Annotated in this window: 17 protein-coding genes; 12 read left to right on the top strand and 5 right to left on the bottom strand. The window is 40.0% G+C overall.

What is annotated here, in order from left to right; all coding sequences use genetic code 11:
- Positions 1-249: 249 nt before the first annotated feature.
- Positions 250-1,008, top strand: coding sequence for an IclR family transcriptional regulator domain-containing protein (locus ACWF5P_RS24835; RefSeq protein WP_434169411.1), 759 nt, complete (start codon positions 250-252; stop codon positions 1,006-1,008).
- Positions 1,009-1,232: 224 nt separating this feature from the next.
- Here ACWF5P_RS24835 and ACWF5P_RS24830 read toward each other — a convergent pair whose 3' ends face one another.
- A complete protein-coding gene (locus tag ACWF5P_RS24830) occupies positions 1,233-2,255 on the bottom strand; it encodes an NAD(P)H-dependent amine dehydrogenase family protein (protein ID WP_434169412.1) in 1,023 nt (340 codons plus the stop codon).
- A 661-nt stretch (positions 2,256-2,916) separates the two neighbouring features.
- Between ACWF5P_RS24830 and ACWF5P_RS24825 the strand changes: the two genes are divergently transcribed.
- The 5 genes from ACWF5P_RS24825 (at position 2,917) to ACWF5P_RS24805 (ending at position 7,855) form a co-directional block, all read left to right on the top strand.
- Positions 2,917-4,197 (top strand): MFS transporter, encoded by a 1,281-nt coding sequence (locus tag ACWF5P_RS24825; protein ID WP_137018415.1) that lies wholly within the window; start codon positions 2,917-2,919, stop codon positions 4,195-4,197.
- A 329-nt stretch (positions 4,198-4,526) separates the two neighbouring features.
- The gene (locus tag ACWF5P_RS24820) at positions 4,527-5,315 is read left to right on the top strand and encodes an SDR family NAD(P)-dependent oxidoreductase (RefSeq protein WP_452445411.1); all 789 of its coding nucleotides are present in this window, start codon (positions 4,527-4,529) and stop codon (positions 5,313-5,315) included.
- A 217-nt stretch (positions 5,316-5,532) separates the two neighbouring features.
- Positions 5,533-6,327, top strand: a complete 795-nt coding sequence (locus ACWF5P_RS24815) for an alpha/beta fold hydrolase (RefSeq protein ID WP_434169414.1) — start codon at positions 5,533-5,535, stop codon at positions 6,325-6,327.
- 69 nt (positions 6,328-6,396) lie between these two features.
- Positions 6,397-6,645: a 4Fe-4S domain-containing protein gene (locus tag ACWF5P_RS24810; RefSeq protein ID WP_434169415.1), complete on the top strand. Its 249-nt coding sequence runs from the start codon at positions 6,397-6,399 to the stop codon at positions 6,643-6,645.
- A gap of 217 nt (positions 6,646-6,862) precedes the next feature.
- Complete coding sequence (locus ACWF5P_RS24805) at positions 6,863-7,855, top strand: NAD(P)/FAD-dependent oxidoreductase (RefSeq protein WP_452445410.1); 993 nt, start codon at positions 6,863-6,865, stop codon at positions 7,853-7,855.
- 337 nt (positions 7,856-8,192) lie between these two features.
- Here ACWF5P_RS24805 and iadA read toward each other — a convergent pair whose 3' ends face one another.
- Positions 8,193-9,365: a beta-aspartyl-peptidase gene (gene iadA / locus ACWF5P_RS24800; protein ID WP_101221844.1), complete on the bottom strand. Its 1,173-nt coding sequence runs from the start codon at positions 9,363-9,365 to the stop codon at positions 8,193-8,195.
- A 36-nt stretch (positions 9,366-9,401) separates the two neighbouring features.
- Complete coding sequence (locus tag ACWF5P_RS24795; RefSeq protein WP_452445409.1) at positions 9,402-10,823, bottom strand: YfcC family protein; 1,422 nt, start codon at positions 10,821-10,823, stop codon at positions 9,402-9,404.
- Between the two features lie 287 nt (positions 10,824-11,110).
- On the opposite strand from ACWF5P_RS24795, the gene ACWF5P_RS24790 reads away from it, so the two are divergent.
- Entirely contained in the window at positions 11,111-13,168 is a 2,058-nt protein-coding gene (locus ACWF5P_RS24790; RefSeq protein ID WP_452445408.1) for a sigma-54 interaction domain-containing protein, read from the top strand.
- 173 nt (positions 13,169-13,341) lie between these two features.
- Here ACWF5P_RS24790 and ACWF5P_RS24785 read toward each other — a convergent pair whose 3' ends face one another.
- The gene (locus tag ACWF5P_RS24785; RefSeq protein WP_452445407.1) at positions 13,342-14,253 is read right to left on the bottom strand and encodes a LysR family transcriptional regulator; all 912 of its coding nucleotides are present in this window, start codon (positions 14,251-14,253) and stop codon (positions 13,342-13,344) included.
- A 437-nt stretch (positions 14,254-14,690) separates the two neighbouring features.
- Here ACWF5P_RS24785 and ACWF5P_RS24780 point away from each other — a divergent pair, with 437 nt between their 5' ends.
- From ACWF5P_RS24780 to ggt, 4 genes are all read left to right on the top strand, one after another.
- Positions 14,691-15,665, top strand: coding sequence for a TAXI family TRAP transporter solute-binding subunit (locus ACWF5P_RS24780; RefSeq protein WP_434169420.1), 975 nt, complete (start codon positions 14,691-14,693; stop codon positions 15,663-15,665).
- Positions 15,666-15,749: 84 nt separating this feature from the next.
- Positions 15,750-16,256: a DUF1850 domain-containing protein gene (locus ACWF5P_RS24775; protein ID WP_452445405.1), complete on the top strand. Its 507-nt coding sequence runs from the start codon at positions 15,750-15,752 to the stop codon at positions 16,254-16,256.
- Complete coding sequence (locus ACWF5P_RS24770; protein WP_452445404.1) at positions 16,249-18,243, top strand: TRAP transporter permease; 1,995 nt, start codon at positions 16,249-16,251, stop codon at positions 18,241-18,243. The genes ACWF5P_RS24775 and ACWF5P_RS24770 overlap by 8 nt, the downstream gene beginning before the upstream one ends.
- Before the next feature lie 222 nt (positions 18,244-18,465).
- Positions 18,466-20,541: a gamma-glutamyltransferase gene (gene ggt / locus ACWF5P_RS24765; RefSeq protein WP_452445403.1), complete on the top strand. Its 2,076-nt coding sequence runs from the start codon at positions 18,466-18,468 to the stop codon at positions 20,539-20,541.
- 144 nt (positions 20,542-20,685) lie between these two features.
- Here the strand turns inward: ggt and ACWF5P_RS24760 are convergent, their stop codons facing one another.
- On the bottom strand, positions 20,686-21,870 hold the full coding sequence (locus tag ACWF5P_RS24760; RefSeq protein WP_452445402.1) for an acyl-CoA dehydrogenase family protein: 1,185 nt from the start codon (positions 21,868-21,870) through the stop codon (positions 20,686-20,688).
- 376 nt (positions 21,871-22,246) lie between these two features.
- Between ACWF5P_RS24760 and ACWF5P_RS24755 the strand changes: the two genes are divergently transcribed.
- Positions 22,247-23,119 carry a transporter substrate-binding domain-containing protein gene (locus ACWF5P_RS24755; RefSeq protein ID WP_101221853.1) on the top strand — a complete coding sequence of 291 codons (873 nt, stop codon included), beginning with the start codon at positions 22,247-22,249 and terminating at the stop codon, positions 23,117-23,119.
- Positions 23,120-23,202 lie beyond the last annotated feature (83 nt).

Here is a 23,202-nt window from a genome sequence, read left to right as displayed (position 1 = left end):
TTTAGTAATGATCAAGTAACTTAATCCGCTAAACGCATCAGCATTTCCCATTATTACTCGTTCCATGGGCATGCGGGATGATAAAATGATTCGATCAAATTGTAAATAATGCCGGAAAATCAAATGAGAATAAACTCAGAGCATTCACGGAAAAACAATGAATACGGTTATTTTCATTACATCCTTTCTTCCATGTTTTATAATAGAATGATAGTTAAGGAAAACATGTATCATGAAAGGAGACAATGTATGCAGGCACATAACAAAACGGTCGTGAAATCCATGCAAATCCTGACCCTTTTCATAAATCATCCAAAACTGACCTTTAATGAAATGATGGAACTTTCCAATTTGCCGAAAACGTCGTTACACCGTATGGTGGGATCATTGGAAGAAATGGGGTTTTTAACAAAGGACGAAGATGGCCACTATTCACTTGGACTGATATTCCTGCAGTTTGGTCAACTGGTAGGGGAGCGTTTGGATATCAGGTCAATCGCCTATCCGATCATGAAAGAACTTCGGGATGATGTTGAAGAAGCAGTGAATTTAATTGTGAGGGATAAGGATGAAGCGATGTATATTGAAAAGGTGGACACCCTGCATCCTGTTCGACTTTATACATCCATTGGAAGGCGTTCGCCATTGTATGCTGGGGATTCTCGAATCATCTTAGCGTATTTGCCAGAAAAAGAGCGTGAAAATTATTTGGGAAGCATTCAATTAAAACCAATCGCCATTGGAACGATAACGGATAAAACTGAACTCCGTCACGCTTTGGATGAAGCGAGAATGAATGGTTACACGATAACTTCATCAGAACTTGAGGATTATACAAAAGCAGTGAGTGCACCGATACTCAATGGTAAAGGTGAAATAGTAGCTGGTATTAGTGTCGCTGGGATTGAAGCAAGATTTCAGGAAGATCGCTTGCCTGAATTGATTGACAAGGTAACGAAAGCTGCCAAAGCCATTTCCGTGAAGCTTGGTTCTCAAACATATAAATGAAAATAGAAAAATCATGTCATTTTCGGAATATATTTTTCTGAAATAAGATAACTTACATAAGATAGTCGATTCCTACATACTAACATATTGGAAGTAAAGCCACCGCTTATGGTGGTTTTTTGTCATGCTGGCATGCTCAGCTGAACCAATACGAAAAGGTGAACCATTCGGGGTTCACCTTTTCCAATATCGTAAGACTATATCGCAAGACTGTTGGTTAGCCGTTACATACGCACAAAGTGTGATTGATTTATATTTCTCGGCACCCCGATGTCAGCCATTGTAAGTAAACCTGGTTTACGGAGCGCATCAATTTGCTTAGCGGTATTGATAATCATTGCAGCAGTTGCGGTATCTCCAAAGATGCCGTTTGGAACAATCAACCTTTGGGTTTCGTTCCCCTCAATAACGATTTCATCTTCCTGTTTAATACCTGCAGACATCGTTAAATCCAAGGAAATTTCCTTTCCGTCCACTGTCTTGCCAGTGGAAATTTGATGAAGCCCATTAACATCCCCTGGTTTTAAGGTAGTTAGCGGAACGGTCATATTTTCGCTCGCAATCGTTGGTTCAATGGTATTGGTTACACTTGAAAGTTTCCAATTCAGACCATAGGCGATCAACCTGACAGACTCCTCAAGACCTACATGCCCAATTTTATTCCGTTCAGCTAAAAATTCAAACTCTTCTCTGGTCATCCCGATTCCGACCTTTTTTTGCAAGGGGAGGCGCCTTTTCGAAACATCTACTTTACGATTGACCTTAATTTGGTTAACCGTGGTCAATACTGATGTAAATGAAATGGCCATAGTATCCATGATGAAACCTGGATTGATTCCGGTCCCAATGACACTAAGCCCTTTAGCTTTAGCATAATCATCTATTTCCTTTGCAAGTATGGGGTAGCGATGCCAAGGGAAGGAAAGTTGTTCACAGGTGGAAACCACTGAAAAGCCGTGATCTAGCAGCTCTTTGATTTGAGGCCATACTTGTTGTGCGTCGGAACCGGTTGCATGTAGGGCGATAGGGTGGTCAGCTTCTGTATTTACATCCCGTATATGAGAGACTACACACTTGTTCGTTTCCTTTTCATGGATTAGTAATCCAATATCCTTTCCTACCTTATCGGGAGCAATATCGACAACCCCGATAATCGATTGCGGATTCTTTTGATAAGCACTGCGTAGAATTTCAATTCCGATGGGGCCCAGCCCGAATACTGCGAATTCAGAATAGTACATATCCATTCATCTCTCATCCTTTCAAATAACTTATAACAAAATGCTAACATTGTGTGATAAATAATAAAAATAGTTAATTTTTATAAATTTATAATGAATCGTTATAAAAGGAAAAACGATAATGAATGAGGTGAATTAGTGAATCATACTTCAATTTTGGGGTTACATATCGCGGAAATTGTGAAATGACGGACTAAAGCGGCAGCATAAGTTGGGATGTTGGACAGGTATGTAGAAACCGCCATACTGTTCCCGGTTAAAACATTTTATTTGAACGGACACGAGACTTTAGCAGACTTTTAGTTCGCAGCATCTTTTGGACATTATTTATCTAAGGTTCGAGAACTAACAGAAACGTAATCCGGTTTTAGATATAAGGTTAAGGTATTGTTTCTGTTTGTTTTAATCGAAGAAACACCTTAATTAGTTTTGAATATAAAACGACTTTTTCTGTTGGAAAAATATTAATCTGAATATTATTGACTATTGTGAAAATTAAATATAACATTATGACATTAAATATCGGTAACATTGTTTTATATATAAAACAATTGTTGCTGCTATCTTTTGAAAGGGGGAATTGGTGAAGTTGATTGTTTGAAAGACATTTTCTTTATCGAAATCATGAAAGCGCATTCAAAAGATCCTACTAAAAGGGGGAAATAACATGTTACAAGGTCAAAAAAGATGGTTGTACATTGCGATTCCTATTTTTTTCTTCTGGTTTTTCGGACAGATTGATAAAGTAGGTATCTCTGTTATCCAAACCGATCCGGGATTTTTAAGTGATCTTGGTTTAACTGGCCCGGATAAAAATGCGAAAATTGGCTTGATCTCCTTTATATTCATGATTTCATACTCCTGTTCCAACATTTTTTGGGGAGTTATCATCGACAAGTTAGGGGCACGGAAAACAGCAGTTTTAGGTTTACTGGTATGGACAGCGACAATGGTAATGGGCGGGCTGTCCACTTCATACGAAATGTTTTTAATCAGTAGGGTAATCCTCGGAATTGGGGAGGGTATGATGATCCCGATATCGGGAAAATTCATTTCGAATTGGTTTAATAAACGAGAGCTTGGCAGGGCACAGTCATTCTGGATCACTGGAAACTACCTTGGCCCGGCGGTGGGTACCGTTATGCTCATACTAATTATTTCAACGTTTCATTGGCAGGCAGCGTTCTTTGCTCTCGCCGCATTTAACTTGTTTATAAATATTCCAATGTTCCTGTTTTTGGCACGTAATACGCCAGAAGAGCATCCGCGCATGAGTAAAGAAGAAGTCTCCTATATTCGCCAAAAAGACGAAGCGGATGATGTGCAGTCGAAGCAATTCTTTGCAAAGGATTATCGTTATTGGATTGTCTGGTTTGGCAATTTGATGTCGTCCTTTCTTTTCTTTGGAATCAGTATTTGGCTGCCTACATATCTCGTTGAGGCCAAAGGGTTTGAAAGGGAAGCAATGACTGGTATTACTTCATTATCGTGGCTATTCGCGCTTGGATTTGTCCTGGCTGGCGGTTTTCTGGCGGACAAAACGAAGCGTCCGAGTTTGCTTGCGACGATTCTTTTCATACTAACAGCTGTATTTTTGACAATTGCCGTCATTGCACCAAATCCTATTTTCGCTGGCGTTTCCATGGGGCTCGCAATGGGAACTCAAGGAGGAATGTTTCACCTGACCAATTTCTTCATCATCAAATTTTCAACACCTGAAACAGCTGGCCGCGCAGCCGGTTTAATGGGATTCACGAATATTATGGGTGGGTTTTCAAGCTACATTATGGGGTGGAGCCGCGATTTGTCCGGCGGTGATTTTGGTCCCTCCATTGCCATGCTGATTGTAGCAGCCATTCTTGGGTTTGTGGCGTACTTATTTATGATTAAACAAGAAGTTGCCGAATATCACCTAAGTAATGCGACAGGAAACAAAGTAACACTATAAGCGCTAAAAAGTTAATATGTTTTTTAGTAGGGTTTCTCGGTAAGATGGGCGCTAGAATCTTACTGAGAAACCACAAAAAAAATCATACTTATTGACGAGTGCCGCAGTAGTAAGGGTAACCGCAGAATGTATTCCCGAAGATAGTTTCATTTTTTTTCATTGACAATAAAGCGATTACATTTTAGAATTATTTATATAAAAAACATTGTTTCGTGTATAAAACATAATGTTATGAAAAAATGTGCTAGCTTGCAAGACGTAAACTTGAAGGAACCGATCTTTGTATAACCGTTCATCACGTTTGAAAGATAATAGAAGGGGTTGAGACAATGGGAATGGCCTTAAAAGATAAAGTCGTATGGATTACAGGGGGAGCTTCTGGAATTGGAGAGGCTGTCACTCGCCGTTTTATACAAGAAGGAGCAAAAGTGAGCATTATCGGCCGCTCTAAAGACACGTTAGCGAAAATGAAGGAAGAATTTGGTGAAAATATCCTTACATATCAGGGAGATATAAGTAAATACGAGGACAATGAGCAAGCGGTCCAAGCTACTGTTGAGCAATTCGGAAAGTTGGATGTTTTCGTGGCGAATGCCGGCGTGTTCGATGGATTTGCCAAATTTGCCGATGTGACTCCTGAGGCGCTTTCCGAAGCATATGATTTCCTTCTCGATATTAACGTAAAAGGCTCTTTTTTCGGGGCGAAAGCCGCTCTGGAAGAACTGAAAAAAACAAATGGCAATATTATTTTTACCGTGTCCGGTGCAAGTTTTTATCCAGATGGCGGCGGTGTTTGGTATACAGCGAGCAAACACGCCCAAATTGGATTGATGCGCCAGCTTGCGTTCGAACTATCTCCTTCCATCCGGGTAAATGCGGTAGCCCCAGGGGGGACATTGACAGCACTTACTGTAATCCCGCCGCTGCGTCCATTTGTGAATATCGTCGATAATGATACGAAAGCAAGCAGCATAAAAAAACGGAATATCCTTCAACTTGCCCAGATGCCGGAAGATCACGTTGCGGCGTATGTACTGTTAGCTTCCGACGAATCACGCGCAATCACCGGTGAGGTCATTTCCAGCGATGGCGGATTGTCAGTGCGAGGCCTTGGCTAAGCTGGCACAGTTTTTTAATACTGTTTTAGCTAAATTAGAAGGGAACGGAAGTGGAATTTCCTGCTTAACTTCAGGATAGGAAGCACTTTCATAATTGGAACGAAAGCTAGTACCATGCGAAATATAAATATAGTAAATCATTCGCTTTTTTTAGAAAGATATTTAAAGTACAGGTGTTTTAAGAATCAGAGATTCACCTTAAAAGGGGATTGATATTATGCCATACGTAAAAGTAGAAGATTTAAGCATTCATTATGAAATAGAAGGTCATGGAGAACCTTTAGTATTATTACACGGCATGAGTAATAATTCACAGTCATGGAAGGAGCAAATCCAGGAATTAAAGGAGCATTATACAGTAATTGCATGGGATGCACCGGGTTATGGGAAAAGTTCAGATCCAGCAAAAGAATTTAAGTATTTTAAAGAGTTTGCACATATTCTGAACGGCATGCTAGATCAGCTAAAGCTGGAAAAAATCCATCTGCTTGGCCATTCAATGGGAGCGGCAATCGCGATAGAGTTCTGTAGCCTGTACCCTAATAAGGTTAATAAACTTATATTGGCCGATTCGACAAGAGGGGCAGCTGCTCTAACCCCAGAGGAGAACGAGACGAAATTGAAAAATCGATTATTTTCAATTGAAAACCTTTCTACTGAGGAGATCGCGGAAAAGAGGATACAAGCATTGCTATCTCCCCATGCTTCAGAAAAAGTCTATAAGCGAGTAAAAGAGATTATGACACAGATAAGACCGGCAGGATATCGTTCGGTGGCAAATTCACTTTATCATCTAAATCAAATGAGTTTGTTATCTCATATAAATGTCCCTGTTCTTGTAATTTGTGGTGAGTTGGATACTGTAACTCCTATAAAGGAGTCGGAAGCAATTCATGAAGAGTTAATGAACTCCCGGCTCGTGATAATTCCAGAAGGCGGGCATTTGTGTTATCAGGAAAATCCTGAAAAGTTTAATTCGAGCATTTTGGCATTTTTGAACGATATTGAGTAGGAAAAGGCTTCTACAAATACCATAGTAAAAAACCAGGGCTTAGATTAGAGAGAGGAATGGATACAAAAAATGGCTAATTATACAATCGTGGATAAAGATACTTGTATTGCTTGCGGAGCTTGTGGTGCTTCAGCTCCGGATATTTATGATTACGATGAAGAGGGTATTGCGTTCGTTATATTGGATAATAATGTTGGGGAAGCGATTATACCTGAAGAACTTGAGGAAGATATGATAGATGCTTCAGAAGGATGTCCAACAGATTCTATAAAAGTGGCTCAATTATCCTTTGATGGTAACCCTAATAAATTTGAATAATAATTTTAGGTGCGATTGTGACAGATAACAGAATTATAGATTTTTAAACTGTGACATATCCAGATTGTCTTTTAAAGGGTGGATATTCAACAAATTTTATCCATCATTTTTGGAACAAAGAATTAAGTAAGAATTACTTGTAGTCAGTACATGCCTTACTACCAATAAATCATATTCAGTATGAGCAACAATCCTGGAAGCATAAGGAGTGATTACATTGACAGAAGAAAAAACGGTCTATGACATAACAATTATTGGCGGCGGCCCAGTTGGTTTGTTTACGGCGTTTTATGGAGGAATGAGGCAAGCAAAGGTGAAAATCCTTGAAAGCCTTCCTCAATTGGGAGGACAGCTATCAGCTCTTTATCCCGAAAAATTCATTTATGATATAGCTGGATTTCCAAAAGTAAGGGCCCAGGAATTGATAGAGAATTTAAAAGAACAAATGAAAGTATTCGAACCAACAATTTGTCTTGAAGAAGCAGTTGAACAGGTGGAAAAGCTAGCAGACGGAACATTTAAAATCACTACAAACCTCGATACTCATTTCTCCAAATCAGTGATCATTACTGCTGGAAATGGAGCTTTTCAGCCTCGTAAACTGGAATTGGAAGATTCAACACAGTTCGAAAATAAGAATTTGCATTATTTCGTGAATGATATGAACCGCTTTAAAGGTAGAAAAGTGGCGATACTTGGCGGTGGAGATTCTGCTGTTGATTGGGCCCTTATGTTAGAGCCGATTGCTGAAAAGGTAACATTGATACACAGAAGAGATAAATTCCGTGCACATGAACATAGTGTAGAAAAATTAGTGAATTCCTCTGTTGAGGTCAAAACACCTTATATTCCCTCCGAATTGGTTGGAGCAGATCAAATTACGCAAATTGTTCTAGAACACACTAAGACGCAACAAAAAGAAGTGATTGATATAGATGATTTAATTATTAATTACGGATTTGTCTCTTCCCTTGGTGCGATTAAAGAATGGGGACTAAACATAAGCAAAAATGCAATTGTCGTTAATTCCAAACAAGAAACGAATATTCCAGGCATTTATGCAGCAGGGGATATTTGTACGTATGATGGAAAGGTTAAATTAATTGCATCCGGGTTTGGTGAAGGTCCTACGGCAGTCAATAATGCCAAAGCCTATATTGATCCGAAGGCGAAAGTTCAGCCGTTGCATAGTACTTCCTTATTTGGCTGACCTCTATCTAGCTTCAAGGCTCTCTGAAGAAATGAATTAGTATGTACATAGGCGAGGCTCAAAAATAAAAAGTGATTGATAGGTTTCTCGATTGTCTTGATAAATGGAGATGATACTTAAAGTAGATATATATCGAGGATTTACAGGTTTTGTTGCCTAATGAACTAACAGGTTGATAGTTCAAAAAAGGATACAGGCTATGCTGACTGTAAAAAATAAAAGTCGAATTCCTTCAAAATTAGGAATTCGACTTTTTTAAGTATCGCCCCTTTAGCGATTCTTCACAATATTAAGGCGAGACGTGAAAATTTTTTGATAACTGGTATCCAGTCTAAACTCATTCAAATGTCCCTTTTATCAACGGAATACCCTTATCTACCATAACTTGTCCTTTTGCCATTACAGTGACAATTGCCAAAGTATCCTTTTGCAATAGCACAATATCAGCATCATTGCCGGTTTGGATACTGCCCTTGGTTGATAGTTTCAGCACTTGTGCGGGATTCGTGGTGATGACCTTCAGTGCCGTTTCAAGTGGGATTCCTTCTTCTAAAACAGAATCACGCACTTCGTGATATAGCGAAGATACTTTTCCTACTTGAAGGCCTGCATACTCCCCATGGTTGTTGAAAAACGGAAGACTTGCCTGACCGTCTGAAGAGAAGGTGATTTGTTCTACTGGAATCCCTTCTTCAAGCATTATGCGCAAGGCAATGCTGCACTTTACTTCGCCATCATCCAGAAACTGAGGAATGGTGCTTGTTGTAAAGTCTACGAACCCGCCCCGTTTAGCGTAATTGATTCCCGCCTTGAATAATTCTTCATTTCGGTTGATATGTGTCGGATGGAGCTGCCGAATCGGAATATTGGTTTTATCAGCGATTGCATGTAACAACGAGAGCTCACCATCACCGTCTCCTACATGAACTTCTAATATACCTGCTTTTCCTGACAGAATACCCCCGTTACGTGCGGCTGCAACGATTTTGGTCAATTCCTCAAAAGTGGGTTCTGATGATCTATGGTCGGAGATGGCAATTTCCCCGACACCGATGATTTTGTCAATAAAAATAAGATCATCTTCAATTTTTCCTGTCAATGTTTTTACTGGCACTTGGTAGGAGCCTGTATGAATGAAACAGGAAATACCCTCTTCTTCAAGTGCCCGGGCCTTGGCAAGCAGGCTTTCCATTCTACGCGTAGTTCCGTCCGTACCAAGCAATCCGACAAGCGTTGTAATACCCGAAGTCGTAATGTCCGTAAGCATCAGCTCAGGGGTGCGGGTTTTGAATCCGCCCTCACCGCCTCCGCCAATAATATGAACATGTGAATCTATGAAACCTGGAACAATTAAAAGATTGGTCGCATCAATGATATGAATAGGAGCAAAGTTGTCAGGAATCTCGATTCTGTCATCTATGAATGCAATTTTTTCATCTGTAATCAAAACGTCTTTCCGTCCTAAGTAATTGGGTGAGTATATCTCGCCATTTTTGATTAAAGTAAGCAATGCGTTTCTCCTCCTGTAATGAATTAGTGATTTTTATCAAAATGGACCATATCCGATGAAGTGGGCCGTTATGACAGCTATTAATCCAATGAAATATTGAATAAGTACCAGCGGCAGAATCCACCTCGCCCATTTTGTCCAAGGTATGCCGGCGATTGCCAAGCCCGCCATTAAGGTGGTAGCGGTTGGGAAAATCATATTTCCGATTCCGTCCGCAAAAGAGAAAGTCAACACTGCAGTTTGGCGTGTAATATCCAATAAGTCTGCGAGCGGAATCATAATTGGCATGGTCAACATTGCATGACCGGTGCCGGATGCTAGAATAAAATGAATAAGAGTTTGGAAGCTGTACATGCCGGCAACACTTAAATAGGCCGGAATATGCTGGATAGCTTCAGATACTTGATGCAGCATAGGGTCGACGATATGCCCGTCATTCAATACAACAAGAATGGCGCGTGATACGCCAATAATCAAGGCACCGCCTAGCAAGGCTGCAGATCCATTGGTAAAGGAGTTGACAATTTGATCCGCTGACAATTTTCCGAAGATTCCAATTACGATTGTTAAAACAATGAATAAGGCTGTAATTTCTGTAATGTACCATTGGAACTTGATGACACCAAATGCCAAGACGATATAGTTAATCAAAAAAGAGATTAAGATGAATTTATGTCTTGCAGTTAATTTCGCACTTGATTGGAGCAGTTTTTTTGCTTCTTCTTTTGTATATTTTCCGTAGATTCCTATAGAAGGATTTTTCTTGACCTTCATAGCGTAACGATAGATATAAAGAACGGAAACAAGGTAGACGATAATAAATAAGATAAGGCGTAACCCTATTCCTGAGAACATCGGCAATTCAGCAATTCCTTGTGCAAGTCCGACAGTGAAGGGATTCATGATGGCAGTCGTGAACCCTGACAATGCCCCTACAATGACGATGGCAGTACCTGTAATTGTATCGAACCCCAGGGCCAACGCCAGCGGAATGATAAGAGGAAGGTAAGCAAGTGTTTCTTCTGCCATTCCCATTAAGGAGCCGCCTACAGCAAAAAACAGCATCACGACAGGAATTAATAGCTTTTCACGTGTCGCCAACTTCCGAGCCATTGTGGCGATGAGCACATCAACCGTCCCTGTAGCTCTTAAAACACCGAAAAACCCTCCAATAATCAATAAGAAAAAGATAATATTGCCGGCTTCAACCATCCCTGTGTGAATAGCTTTTATCATATCGAACAATTCCACCGGTGCAGATTCTATCCATTTGAAAGAATTGGCGTCAACAGTTGTCCGTCCATCTGCTTCAATCCGTGTATATTCCCCGGCAGGCAAAATGTAAGTAAATAGAGTTGCTATTGCGAGAATGCAGAGCAGCAATACAAAAACATTGATTTTTCTCTCTTTTTCTCCCGCTGTTTCAAGCGAAACAGCCTTCTCTTCTACTTGGCTCATAAATGTCTCTCCTTTGTATTTAAAATAAGTACATGGAACTAATACGCTAACAAAATATTGCCAGCCTATCGACTATCAACTGTTTTTCAAGTATTCTGCTGTTTCCCTCCTTTTCAAATCCATAGGCACGACAACTCAATCACGACAACTCAATATATAAGCAAATTCTGTGCCAATATGAAGTAATTGATTTTTATGAGAACTTATTGGTTGGATTGAAGTTAAAGGTCATTATTGGTTCTTTTTGGTGATATAATAAAACCAATTAAAGACAGGTAGGTGTTTTTATGTCAAAATTCTCACTTACACTTATAGCGGGAAGCTCAAAAACAAAGGAAGCCTTGCAGGAGCAACTGGAACAACTGCTTGGAGACTACGTTCATGTCAACAGCCATGCTACCGATGAGGGAATACCTCATTCTCTGGGAGATGGAATTATCTTGTATTCATCAGATGCAGCTTATGATAAGAAAATGGGAATGTATGGCGTAAATGCCCAGAAAATAATTGTGGGAAAGAGAACTGTTAATCATGAATACATTGACAAGCTATTAAGAATACCAGAGGGTTCGACAGTGCTTTTGGTGAATGATGATGACGATGCAACTATAAACCTTATTGAATCCTTATATCAGCTTGGTGTCGATCATGTTCAATTTATCCCTTTCAGGAAGGGGATTTTATTTTATGAGAATGTCCAAATAGCTGTATCACCAGGAGAAACTCATCTGTGCCCCTCTTACATAAAAGAAGTAATCGATATAGGCGTGCGTCTTTTTGATATAACAACAATTCTTGAAGTTGTAGAATGCTGTGGTTTACACAAGGATATATCCTCTAAGATTTCTGAAAGGTATATTAGTAATATAATTGAATTACAACGTAAGCTGTTACATGCAGAGTGGGATGCCAAGCAGATGAGTGATCATATCCAAAATGTGTTGTGTACTGTCGATGACGGAATATTGGTCGTTAACGAGGAAGGGCTGATAACGGTATTCAATAACCAGCTTGCGGCATTGTTCCATGTTGATGCAAAAGATGTGGTTAATCAGTATCTAGAGCATGTAATGAATCGCCGTGATATTATCGATTTCATCATGGAAAGTAATGATGAAAGCAAGTTCTTCAACATAGACGGCGTGGATGTCGTAATTTTCCGGTTGCAAATGATGAAAGAAAATACAATTGTCGCAACCTTCAAAAGCGTACATCAAGCCTTTGAAATAGAAAAGACTGCACAAAGAGAAATGCGCAATCAAGGATTTTATTCAAAATACTGCTTTGACGATATTATCGGCGAGAATGAAGTAATGAAAGAGCGTAAGCAGATTGCCAAGAAGCTTGCCTTGTCGGAGCATCCGATTTTGATTCAGGGAGAGACAGGTACAGGAAAAGAGCTGTTTGCTCATGCGATTCATGAGCATTCATTGCGAAAGAACGGGCCATTTCTAGCGGTTAACTGTAGCGCTTTAACAGAAACTTTACTTGAAAGTGAATTGTTCGGCTACGAGGAAGGGGCATTTACAGGAGCGCAAAGGGGAGGAAAGAAAGGACTGTTTGAAATGGCGGATAAAGGGACGATCTTTTTGGATGAAATTGGTGACATAAGTCTCACAGTTCAATCCCATCTGCTTCGAGTTCTTCAGGAGGGAGAAATCCGCAGAATTGGCGGCAAGAGAATCATTCCCGTTAATGTCAGGGTGATTACCGCGACGAATAAAAATCTTCATGATAAGATGCGGGACGGTTCATTCAGAACTGACTTGTTTTACCGCCTGAATGTGCTCAATCTTTACATACCGTCACTCAAAGAGAGAAGAGCGGATATTCCACTTTTGATAAAGCACCTCATCACAAAAAGCGGGAAGTGGGTAAAAGTAGAGGAAGACGTACTGGAATATTTCATGCAATATGAATGGCCCGGCAACATACGGGAACTTAAAAGTACAATCGATTACATGTTGACGGTTTGTGAGGGGAATGTCGTGACGAAAAGTGACCTTCCGTTCATGCACGGGAATAAGGAAGACAGTGTGACGGCAGATTATCCCGTCTGTGAAAGTGTGCTGGAAAATCAGGAGCGCGCTTTCATCTTGGAAGTAATTAAGCAATACAACGATAAAGGAAAAGCGGCAAGCAGAGAACTGATTTCTAATCAAAGTAAAGAATCGGACTTTGTCTTGTCCCCTCAGCAGATTCGTCGCCGTTTGGATATTTTAGAAATCGAAGGGTTTGTCGTCAAAGGCAGAGGAAGGGCCGGCACTAAGATTACCGCTGAAGGAATAGAGTATTTATATTTTCTTAAGTCAAAGCATGCTGTGCATGGGAGTTTGCTAATTTAGTTATATCGCCAATAGGAAGTTTAAAAGGTGTAATCATTCAATATTAAAAGCCCCATTTCTCAGTTTCATAAAAGAGAAATGGGGCTTTTTTTCACCGATAGTATAATTCATTTCACTATAATTGCCCCTTTTTCACTACGAGTCGTTTCGCAGCATTTTTCCAACCAAGAATCTCATATATCGTTAAAATCATCATCATTCTCTAACGTTTTCAAAATATGCTTGGTCAGAATGGATGCATCCGTGCTTTTCCAAACTGCGGATATGGAACTGGATAATTCCGAGTTATCGATGTTCAAGGCTTTAACTTGGCTTTTTCCCAACAAACTTACCATATCTTCCGGCATGAGTGCTACGCCGAGGTTATTGGATATTAGATTGGCGATTGTCAGTAATTCAGAGCCTTTACATAATTCTTTAGGTGAAAATCCAGCAGTCAGGCAAGCTTTTTCCAAAAGGAATTGAAGGGAGTGTGCTTGAACGGCATCATAATGGATAAAAGGTTCGTCTTTTGCTTCGTATAAATGTATCGCATCCTTTTGGGCCAGTGGATGATCAATGGAGACGACTAATTGTAAAGGGAACCTCATGAATTCAATCATGCTTAATCCTTCATTGGCGATGATATTACTGTGAATGGGCGTTCTGATGAAACCAATATGGTAATTTTGTTGGTTTACGAGTTTTACAGCCCTTGAGGATGTCGTTTCATGCACGTAAAATTCTGTATCCGGGTATTCCCCCACTATCTTTTTCAGTAACTTCGGGATATATATACTAGCTGCAGAGGGGACTGTAGCAATCTTCAATTTAGGCTTGGGGATAGCTTTATGTTCTACTATGTAATTTACTGTTTTCTCAATATCTTCAAAGGAAGGAGCAAATTTTTTATAGATGTACTCTCCTTCTTCCGTCAATGTAATTTTTCTTGTGGTTCGATTCAATAGTTTAAAGCCTAATTGTTTTTCGAGGGATAAAATCTGTTGGCTAAGTCCGGGCTGGGATATATGCAGGGTTTTGGAAGCCTCGCTGAAACTAAGATGGTTAGAAACCTCTATGAAATAGCGGAGGGATAGGAAATTCAAACAATCACCCACTTCAGTTGGATTTTAAAATACAAAGCTAAAATGGCTGGAAAAGAAAGGTTGGACAGTTGATTCCCTCTTAAAAAAAGCTGGATATAACGATTAAAGGCTAGGAAGATTCTTTTATAACATCTGCTTATAAGTTTATAACAATAATATATTTCTAAAATGGAAGAGTCAATATTATCCTTAAAGAAAGGAAGAATAGGTAATAAAAGGTAAAATATTACTATTGGATAGCAGATTTTCCTTGTTTTTAATAGGTGTTTTTACACATTTAAGCTTGGTGATTTGATTTCTATAAAACTATTTAATGTATTACTAGTGCTTATGGATGATGTGTCTGATTTTGTAAAAAAAGGGAAAGTGAGGCAGTCGGTAGAATAATAACATTATCATCCTTTGCAGATGATGAAAACACATGAGGGGGGAGTTTTATGAAAAAATTTCATAAGTGCTTTTTATTGGTCATGATTTTGACGGTATCCGGTATTATCAGTGCCTGCGGAGACAGCAAAACAGGTGTCTCGGGCAGCGGAAACCAAAATTTGAGTTTGTTGACTGGTGGTACGGGAGGTACATACTATCCGCTCGGAGGACAAATCGGAAAAATCATTTCCGATAAAACAAAAGCGAACATAACACCTCAGACATCTGGCGCCTCCGCCGAAAACATGGAAACGTTAAGGGCTGGAGAGGCTGAAATCGCTTTTTCACAAACGGATATCGCCGCATATGCACTTGAAGGAACAGAGATGTTCGACGGGAAACCCATTGATAATATAATGGCGATCAGCTCTCTATATCCTGAAACTGTTCAAATTGTAACGACTGCAAAAAGCGGAATTAAATCAATCGAGGATTTAAAGGGTAAAAAGGTATCAGTAGGTGCTCCGGGTTCCGGTGCATACATCAATGCCATGCAGATCCTGGAGATTCATGGTTTGTCTGAGAAAGATATTAAAGGACAAAACCTGTCTTTCGATGAGTCGGCCGAAGGAATTCAAGCAGGAAATATTGACGCAGCTTTCATTACTGCCGGAACACCAACAGGTGCAGTTGAGGCGCTGTCCGTACAAAATGATATCATGGTCCTGCCTATTGCAGAGGACAAAATTCAAGCATTGGTTAAAAAGTATCCATACTATGCTGAAGATACAATTCCAAGCGGTACGTACAAAATCAAATCCGAGGTAAAAACAGTTGCAGTTAAAGCGATGTTAGTGGTTACAAAGGATCTTGATGAAGATTTAGTTTATGAAATGACTAAAGCTGTTTATGACAACACAGATCAAATCACACATGCAAAAGGCAAGTTCCTTACAGCAGAAACTGCCCTAGAAGGATTAGGGGAAATGGAAGTGCATCCTGGAGCAGCAAAATACTTTAAAGAAAAAGGTGTTTCCAAGTAATGCATTGGGTCGGTAGCTCGCTTTATGTGGCCTATCGGCTTCGTTTTTTTCTAAATGGGATATCTGGTTTTGAAAGGGGTACCTATGAAATTCAAGAGATTCATGGCATTTGGTATACCTCTGCTCATCGCTTTTTTATTCTTTTTTCCTTACAAGCATGTAATTGCCTTTTCCTTTGAGGACCAAGGGGAATTAATCGCATACTTTCCTTTGAAAAAAGAAAAAGAATTCAAGATTGAGTATACACACTCCATCCACCTCACGGATGTTTTGGAATCATATCGTTTATCGGATAAGCAAATCCAACAAACTGAACTTTCTTATCATGATTTTGCAGTCGGTATGCCTTCTAATGCGGAGGGGGAGGAAGTCTTTGAAGAAAAAGACGGTACCTATTTCATAAAAAATATGAAACGCAATTTCACCCATATCGATTTACGGGTAGGACAAGTTAAAGCTAACCATCGTTTAATATATGATGAAAAAACATACACATTGGCAGACTTCATTAAACCAGGGACATGGGTCAGGATTTCATCGGAAAGAATTTCATTGTGGGAACAGTTGAAGGGAGTGAAGATTAGTGGCTGATAATGAAAAAATCAAATATTTAACCGAAGCGGAACAGCAGGAGTTGTTGGGAAAATATGATCCGGAAGCCGGGACTAGGAAATTAACTGGTGTCTTGGGCCACATTGCGTTTTTTGGACTCCTGGCTTTTTCGCTATTCCAATTATATACTGCCATTTTTGGTGTTTTTACAGCACAAATCCAACGGACGATACATTTAGGGTTTGCACTCTCCTTAGTGTTTTTACTATTTCCCGCAAACCGGAAGAAGCGTGAAAAAGGAAAGTTTCAAATTGCCTGGTACGATATCATATTAGCGATCCTTAGTATCGGGGTAGGTGCATATTGGCCCTTATTTTTCGAAGATATCGTCATGAATGTAGGACGTTTGGGCGCATTGGATTTTGCCGTTGGTTTAATGGCCATTCTCCTGGTTTTGGAGGCAACCAGGCGTGCAGTGGGTCTTCCCATTATGGTCATTGCTTTGATATTCATTTTCTATGGGATTTTTGGACAATATATGCCAGGATTCCTCGCGCATCGCGGTTTGACTCTCGAACGGATGGTGCAAACGATGTTCTTCTCGACAGAGGGCATTTTAGGCACTCCGTTAGCGGTGTCATCGACATTCATCTTCCTATTTTTACTGTTTGGATCCTTTCTAGTCCGAACAGGTGTCGGTCAATACTTCAATGATCTTTCAACCGCCATTGCCGGCAGAAGGATAGGGGGACCTGCAAAGGTTGCGATTTTTTCCAGTGCTCTTCAAGGGACGATTAGCGGAAGTTCCGTAGCTAATGTTGTCACTTCGGGAGCATTCACGATACCGATGATGAAAAATCTTGGATATAAGAAGGAATTCGCTGGGGCAGTGGAGGCAGCCGCTTCGACAGGCGGTCAATTGATGCCTCCGGTAATGGGTGCAGCGGCATTCTTAATGGTTGAGTTCATTGGGAATGGGATAACGTATTGGGATATAGCAAAGGCGGCTGCGATTCCAGCTATCCTTTACTTTTCAGGAATTTGGATCATGACCCATTTTGAAGCGAAACGACTTGGGCTGCGTGGGTTAACGAAAGAAGAGATGCCAAGTAAAAAGGAAGTGTTCGGCAAATTTTATTTACTAATACCGATCCTTGCCATTATTTTATTGCTCATGCTGAATATCACGGTTACACATGCAGCCCTGTATTCCATTGCAATCTCGGTTCTTGTAGGTTTCATAAACAAGGATGTCCGCATGAAATTCATCGATATCATTTATGCATTGGTGGATGGAGCCCGAACGGCACTTGCGGTTGCAGCTGCAACCGCAGCAGCAGGCATTATTGTAGGAATCGTTACGAAAACCGGATTAGGGCTGAAGCTGGCTAATGGTTTGATCGATTTGTCTGGTGGATATTTGATTCCAACACTGATGCTAACTATGGTAGCGGCACTTATATTAGGAATGGGTTCACCTACGACCGCCAATTATGTCATCACATCGACGATTGCAGCACCTGCGATCATTTTGCTTGGTGTTCCTGATTTATCTGCACATTTATTCGTTTTCTATTTTGGCATTATAGCAGATATTACTCCTCCAGTTGCTTTAGCGGCATTTGCAGCGGCAGGGGTGGCAGGCGGTGAACCGATAAAAACGGGAATTGAGTCATCAAAACTTGCTATCGCTGCATTTATCATTCCATATATTTTTGTTCTTTCCCCACAAATGCTGATGATCGATACAACTTGGATGGAGGTTGCCTGGGTTGTACTTACAGCAATGTCAGGCATGATTGCAATTGGGGCGGGTGTTATAGGTTACTGGATGAGGGGGATGCACTGGTTAGAAAGAGTCCTCGCTATAATCGTTGGTTTACTATTAATCTATCCTGAAACGATATCGGACATCATTGGTGTATCCGCTTTTATCGTATTACTGGCTTTACAATACCTTTGGAAAAGTGACAATCACGACAGCACCAAAATCTTGGAAAATAACCAAAGCATAGAGAAAAATTGAGTCTAAGAACATCGATCCTAAAAGTAAATGATAGAGCTGAACCATTCGGGGGGGTGATTTTTTGAAGTGAAACATCATTGAGAACACAACGCCCAATCGGAATGTGCAGACTGCTTTTCTATCGAGAACAACCAGCATATTCCTACTAGGTTCATCAGCTCGTATTTTCAGTTGCATTATGGTAAGACCCTAAATGGTTTTAATTTGAAAGGAGACTAATTCATGAAATTTTTAAAAAGTTTTATTTTAGTTACTTTCAGTTTCTTTTGCATGATCACACCAGCTTTTGCAAGTGTCCCTGGAGTGGATACTTCAATGAAAAAAGGAGCAACAAAAGGAATCGTATCAGTTTCCCACCCTTTAGCGGCTGAAGCGGGCATAAAGATATTAAAACAAGGTGGAAATGCAGTCGATGCAGCAGCAGCCATTCAATTATCGTTAAATGTAGTTGAACCGATGATGTCTGGAATCGGCGGCGGTGGTTTTATCATGATTTATAATAAGAAAGAAAATAAAATTACGATGATCGATAGCCGCGAAATGGCACCGCAAAATGTTACGCCTGAACTATTTTTAGATGAAAAGGGAAAACCCGTACCTTTCAGTAAACGGCACACAAGCGGTAAAGCTGTTGGTGTTCCTGGAACCCTTAAGGGGATGGAAGCAGCCCTAGAAAAATACGGAACATTGAAATTATCACAAGTTATGGACCCGGCCATTAAACAAGCTGAAAAAGGCGTTAAGGTCAATTGGATAACAGCGCAATATATCGATGAAAATGTAAAAAAATTAGAAAATAACGAAGAAGCTGCAAAAGTATTTGTGCCTAACGGAAAGCCATTGGAAGAGGGAGACACCCTCGTTCAGCCTAATCTGGCAAAGACTCTTAAGTTAATAAAAAAACAAGGTTCAAATGTTTTTTATAAAGGTGAAATCGGGGAAGCCCTCACGAAAGAAGTTCAAAAACGTGAAGGGACGATGACAACTGAAGATTTGGAAAACTATGTGGTGAAAGAGAGGGAGCCAATTAAATCGGAATATAGGGGATTTGAAGTGGTCGGGGCGGCTTCGCCAAGTTCAGGCAGCTTGACTGTCCAACAGATTCTTGAGCTTATGGAAGGATACGATGTGCAAAAGATGGGGTCGAACTCTCCTGAGTATCTTCATCATCTAACCGAAGCCATGCATCTGGCTTTTGCCGATCGAGCTGCCTATATGGCAGATGAAGATTTTTATGATGTACCCACTAAAGGACTATTAGATGAAGAATATATAAAAGAAAGAAGAAAGCTCATCAATCCAAATAAATCAACAGCCGATGTCAAAGAAGGCGATCCATGGAAGTACGAAGGCCAAGAACCGGTTTCAATGGAGAAGGTAAAAGAAGAGAAAACACCGATCGGACAAACGACTCACTTTTCTGTAATGGATAAGTGGGGAAATATGGTTTCTTATACGACTACGATCGAGCAAGTATTCGGTTCAGGTATCATGGTACCTGATTATGGATTCATGCTTAATAATGAAATGACGGATTTTGATGCTACACCGGGTGGCGTTAACCAGGTGGAACCAGGAAAAAGACCAAGAAGCAGTATGTCACCGACCTTCATATTAAAAGATGGCAATCCTTTCATGGCCATTGGGTCACCAGGTGGAGCCACGATTATAGCATCGGTATCTGAAACGATCATGAATGTGATCGATCATCAAATGACAATTCAAGATGCGATACTTACGCCGCGTGTTTACTCTGCTGGCTATCCGACAGTTAGATGGGAACCGGGAATCGATCAAAATACTAGGTTAGAGTTAATGGCAAAAGGGCATGTTTATGAAGAAAAACCGCAGCATATCGGAAATGTGCAAGCTGTTATTTATGATTATGAAAGGGGAAGAATGTATGGGGGGGCCGACAATACAAGAGAAGGAACAGTTCTCGGTGTGGATGGGGTTTCCTATAAATCGAAACAGCCAAGAGAAATGAAAGAAGAAAAAAAGGGGCCGTTTACCTTAAAAGTGAATGGAGCCGTTTATCCTTACACAGCAAAACAAATGAAACTGATTGATGGAAAACCATATATCCAATCAGACAAATTGCTTCTAGGTTTGGGTGCAATTGAAACAGTGGATTTAGAAATATTTAAACCAGATAAAAAATCCTACTTACCGGTGCTAAAAGTCGCAAAATCATTAGGATATAAAGCAAAATGGAACGAAAAAGACAAAGTTGCACTATTGGAAAAAGATCCGGCGGATATTGAAGATTCAGACGATGATGGTAGTGTCACCAATTAATTTCTTTTCTTGAGGGAGCCCAGCCTGCTCCAAGAATAAAATCGAATTCTGTATGACTCAAAAAATGGAAAACCCCTGGATTCTCTATGAAAAGAGAATTCAGGGGTTATTTATAGTTCATAGCGTTTCTTTTATCAAATCTGATCATTTCAAAAGTGGATGGCCGCTTAAATTGGATTTTGTCTGTTCAATTGCCAATTTTGCTAAATTCTTTATCGTTACATCGTCCATCGGAGGATTGTGTAAACCAGCTCTTACATCCCTATAGTGCCTTTGTAGAGGATTATTGCGTTGAAGGCTTTTTGCACCGACTATTCGCATGGCTTTATCGACAATTGTAATGGCTGCGTTTGTAACAATATGTTTTGCAGCCCCCAGCTCATTTGTGAAATGAATTCTTCGTGATTCATCATCATAAGCCTCGGCAACGCTATATAAGAAATGCCTGGCTTTCATTAATTCCAAATCAATTTCTCCTAACAGTTGTTGGACATTAGCCAGCTGGCTGATAGGTGCATTTATACTGTTTGGAGTATAGCTATTGGCAAAGTGTATGGCGTAATCCCTTGCAGCTTGCGCAATGCCAAGGTAACAGGCTGGAATATGAAGGATCCATGCATTGAATCTGTTTCCACTTGGCATTTCAGGTAACTCAACAAGTTTTGAATCATCCACTTCAACATCTTTAAGGACCAAATCATGACTTCCTGTCCCCCTCATTGAAATTACGTCCCATGTTTCATCTATGTAGAGCCCATCCAAATCTTTATGCAGGAGAAAAAATCCAACCTTTTGCCTTTCCTCGATCCATGCTGAGACTAGGAAATAAGTTAAAACAGGGGACATGGTTGTATAGGTTTTACGTCCGGAAATAACCCAATAATCTCCCTTTTTGACTGCCTTCGTTCCGGGGCGTCCCCCGCGAGTCGGACTGCCAGTTTGCGCTTCACTAACGGAACGGTTCACTAAAGCGCCATTTAGAACTTCCCCAGCAATAAAATCTAAGTTCGTTTTTGTCCAACTTTCCTGTTCAAAAAGATCTCCTATCACTCCAAGGTTCCAACCAATGGATAGCGCAGTCGCTGAATCAAAACTAGCCAATGTTTCTTGAAGGAGAATCATGTCATAAACTTTTAACCCTCCGCCACCATAGGATTTGGGAAGAGTTGAACTTGTATATCCCATACGAATTAAATCTTGTATATGTTCTTTCGGAAAAAAGGCCAATTCATCAATTTGAGCAGAATTATTTTTGAATTTTGATTCTACTTCATATAATTTTTTCAGCCACGCTTTTTGACTCTCCGTCTTAATGAATAGGTTAATCACACGGTTCCCTCCTTCTATTACCTTCTGTTTTTATTTCAATTCCTATTAATCTTATTGGTTTAAATGATAATTAAGGTGTGTTTAGTTGTCAAGGAAATTAAGGGCTTGCAGATAAATGATGCCTCCGGAAAGACTCTTGTATTTTCATATAACTACAACTCTTTTAATAAAACAGGTGTGTGCAGTTGCTTGAAAATTTTAAATATACACATTGACTTTACAAAAGTATCCATCTATTATGTTTATAACCAAATAACTTACTTAACCTACCTAAATAGTTGGTATTGAGTGGTGAAGGTGATGTATGTATTTCCTTTGAATTTCAGGAAATACAAATGCAAGTAAAAAAACATCGTAAAACGAAAGGGGATTCACTATGAAAAATAAAAAATTTCGCCATGTTTTAACTATCGGTTTAGCGTTTGTAACCATATTAGCGGGGTGCGGATCAGGTACATCAACGAGTAATGAAGCCGATGCAAATTCAGGTAGCACTTCAGGTGTCCGAAAGGTAAAAGTAGCATATGACCAAGCGTCAAAACCTATGTCTTGGCTGGATGAGAAGGGAAATCCAACTGGATATGATGTGGAAGTTATGAAATTGGTTGATGAATTACTACCGGCATACGAATTCGAATATATTGGCACATCAAGCGATGACTTGTTAGTAGGCATTGAACAAGGTAAATATCAAGTGGGGGTTAAAAATGCTTTCTGGACAGAGGAAAGGACTGAGAAGTTCATCTTTCCTAAAGAATTCCTTGGATTAAGCAGTGCGGGCCTTGTTTTAAAGAAAGAAAATTCAAAGATCAAAAATCTCAAGGACTTTGCTTCAGAGGGCTTCTCCTTAGCACCAATCGCAGCAAATAACGCTCAATACACGATCGTTGATGAGTATAATCAGGCCAATCCGGACAATAAGGTGAAATTGAAAGCCGGAGATGCCTTCACTGTAGATGTAATTCAATGGGTAAATGAAGGCCGTGTCGACGGTGGAATAGCGATCGAGGGAGCTTTTAAGAAGCAAGTGGCCGACGATGGCCCCTATCATAATTTAGTGGATGATCTAGTTTACAATGAATTTGCAGTCATTAAAACCTGGCCATTATTCAACAAAAAAGAACAAAAATTCGCAGATGCTTATGATGAAGCGATTAAAAAAATTAAAGACGAAAAGAAGACGAATGAGTTAAGCGAAAAGTTTTATGGCCGGGATTTATTCGAAGTTTTGGGAACTGTAGAGAGATAACGAAGTCCTTAGCAAAACAAGAATTAAAATGTCAATCAATAGGCTATGACTTGTCATTTTCTTAATATGGGTTTTCTTGGATA

It is taken from the genome of Peribacillus sp. NPDC055009 (assembly GCF_053608705.1).
The sequence above is the reverse complement of the archived record's forward strand: the minus strand, read 5'-3'. Positions and strand labels throughout refer to the sequence as shown.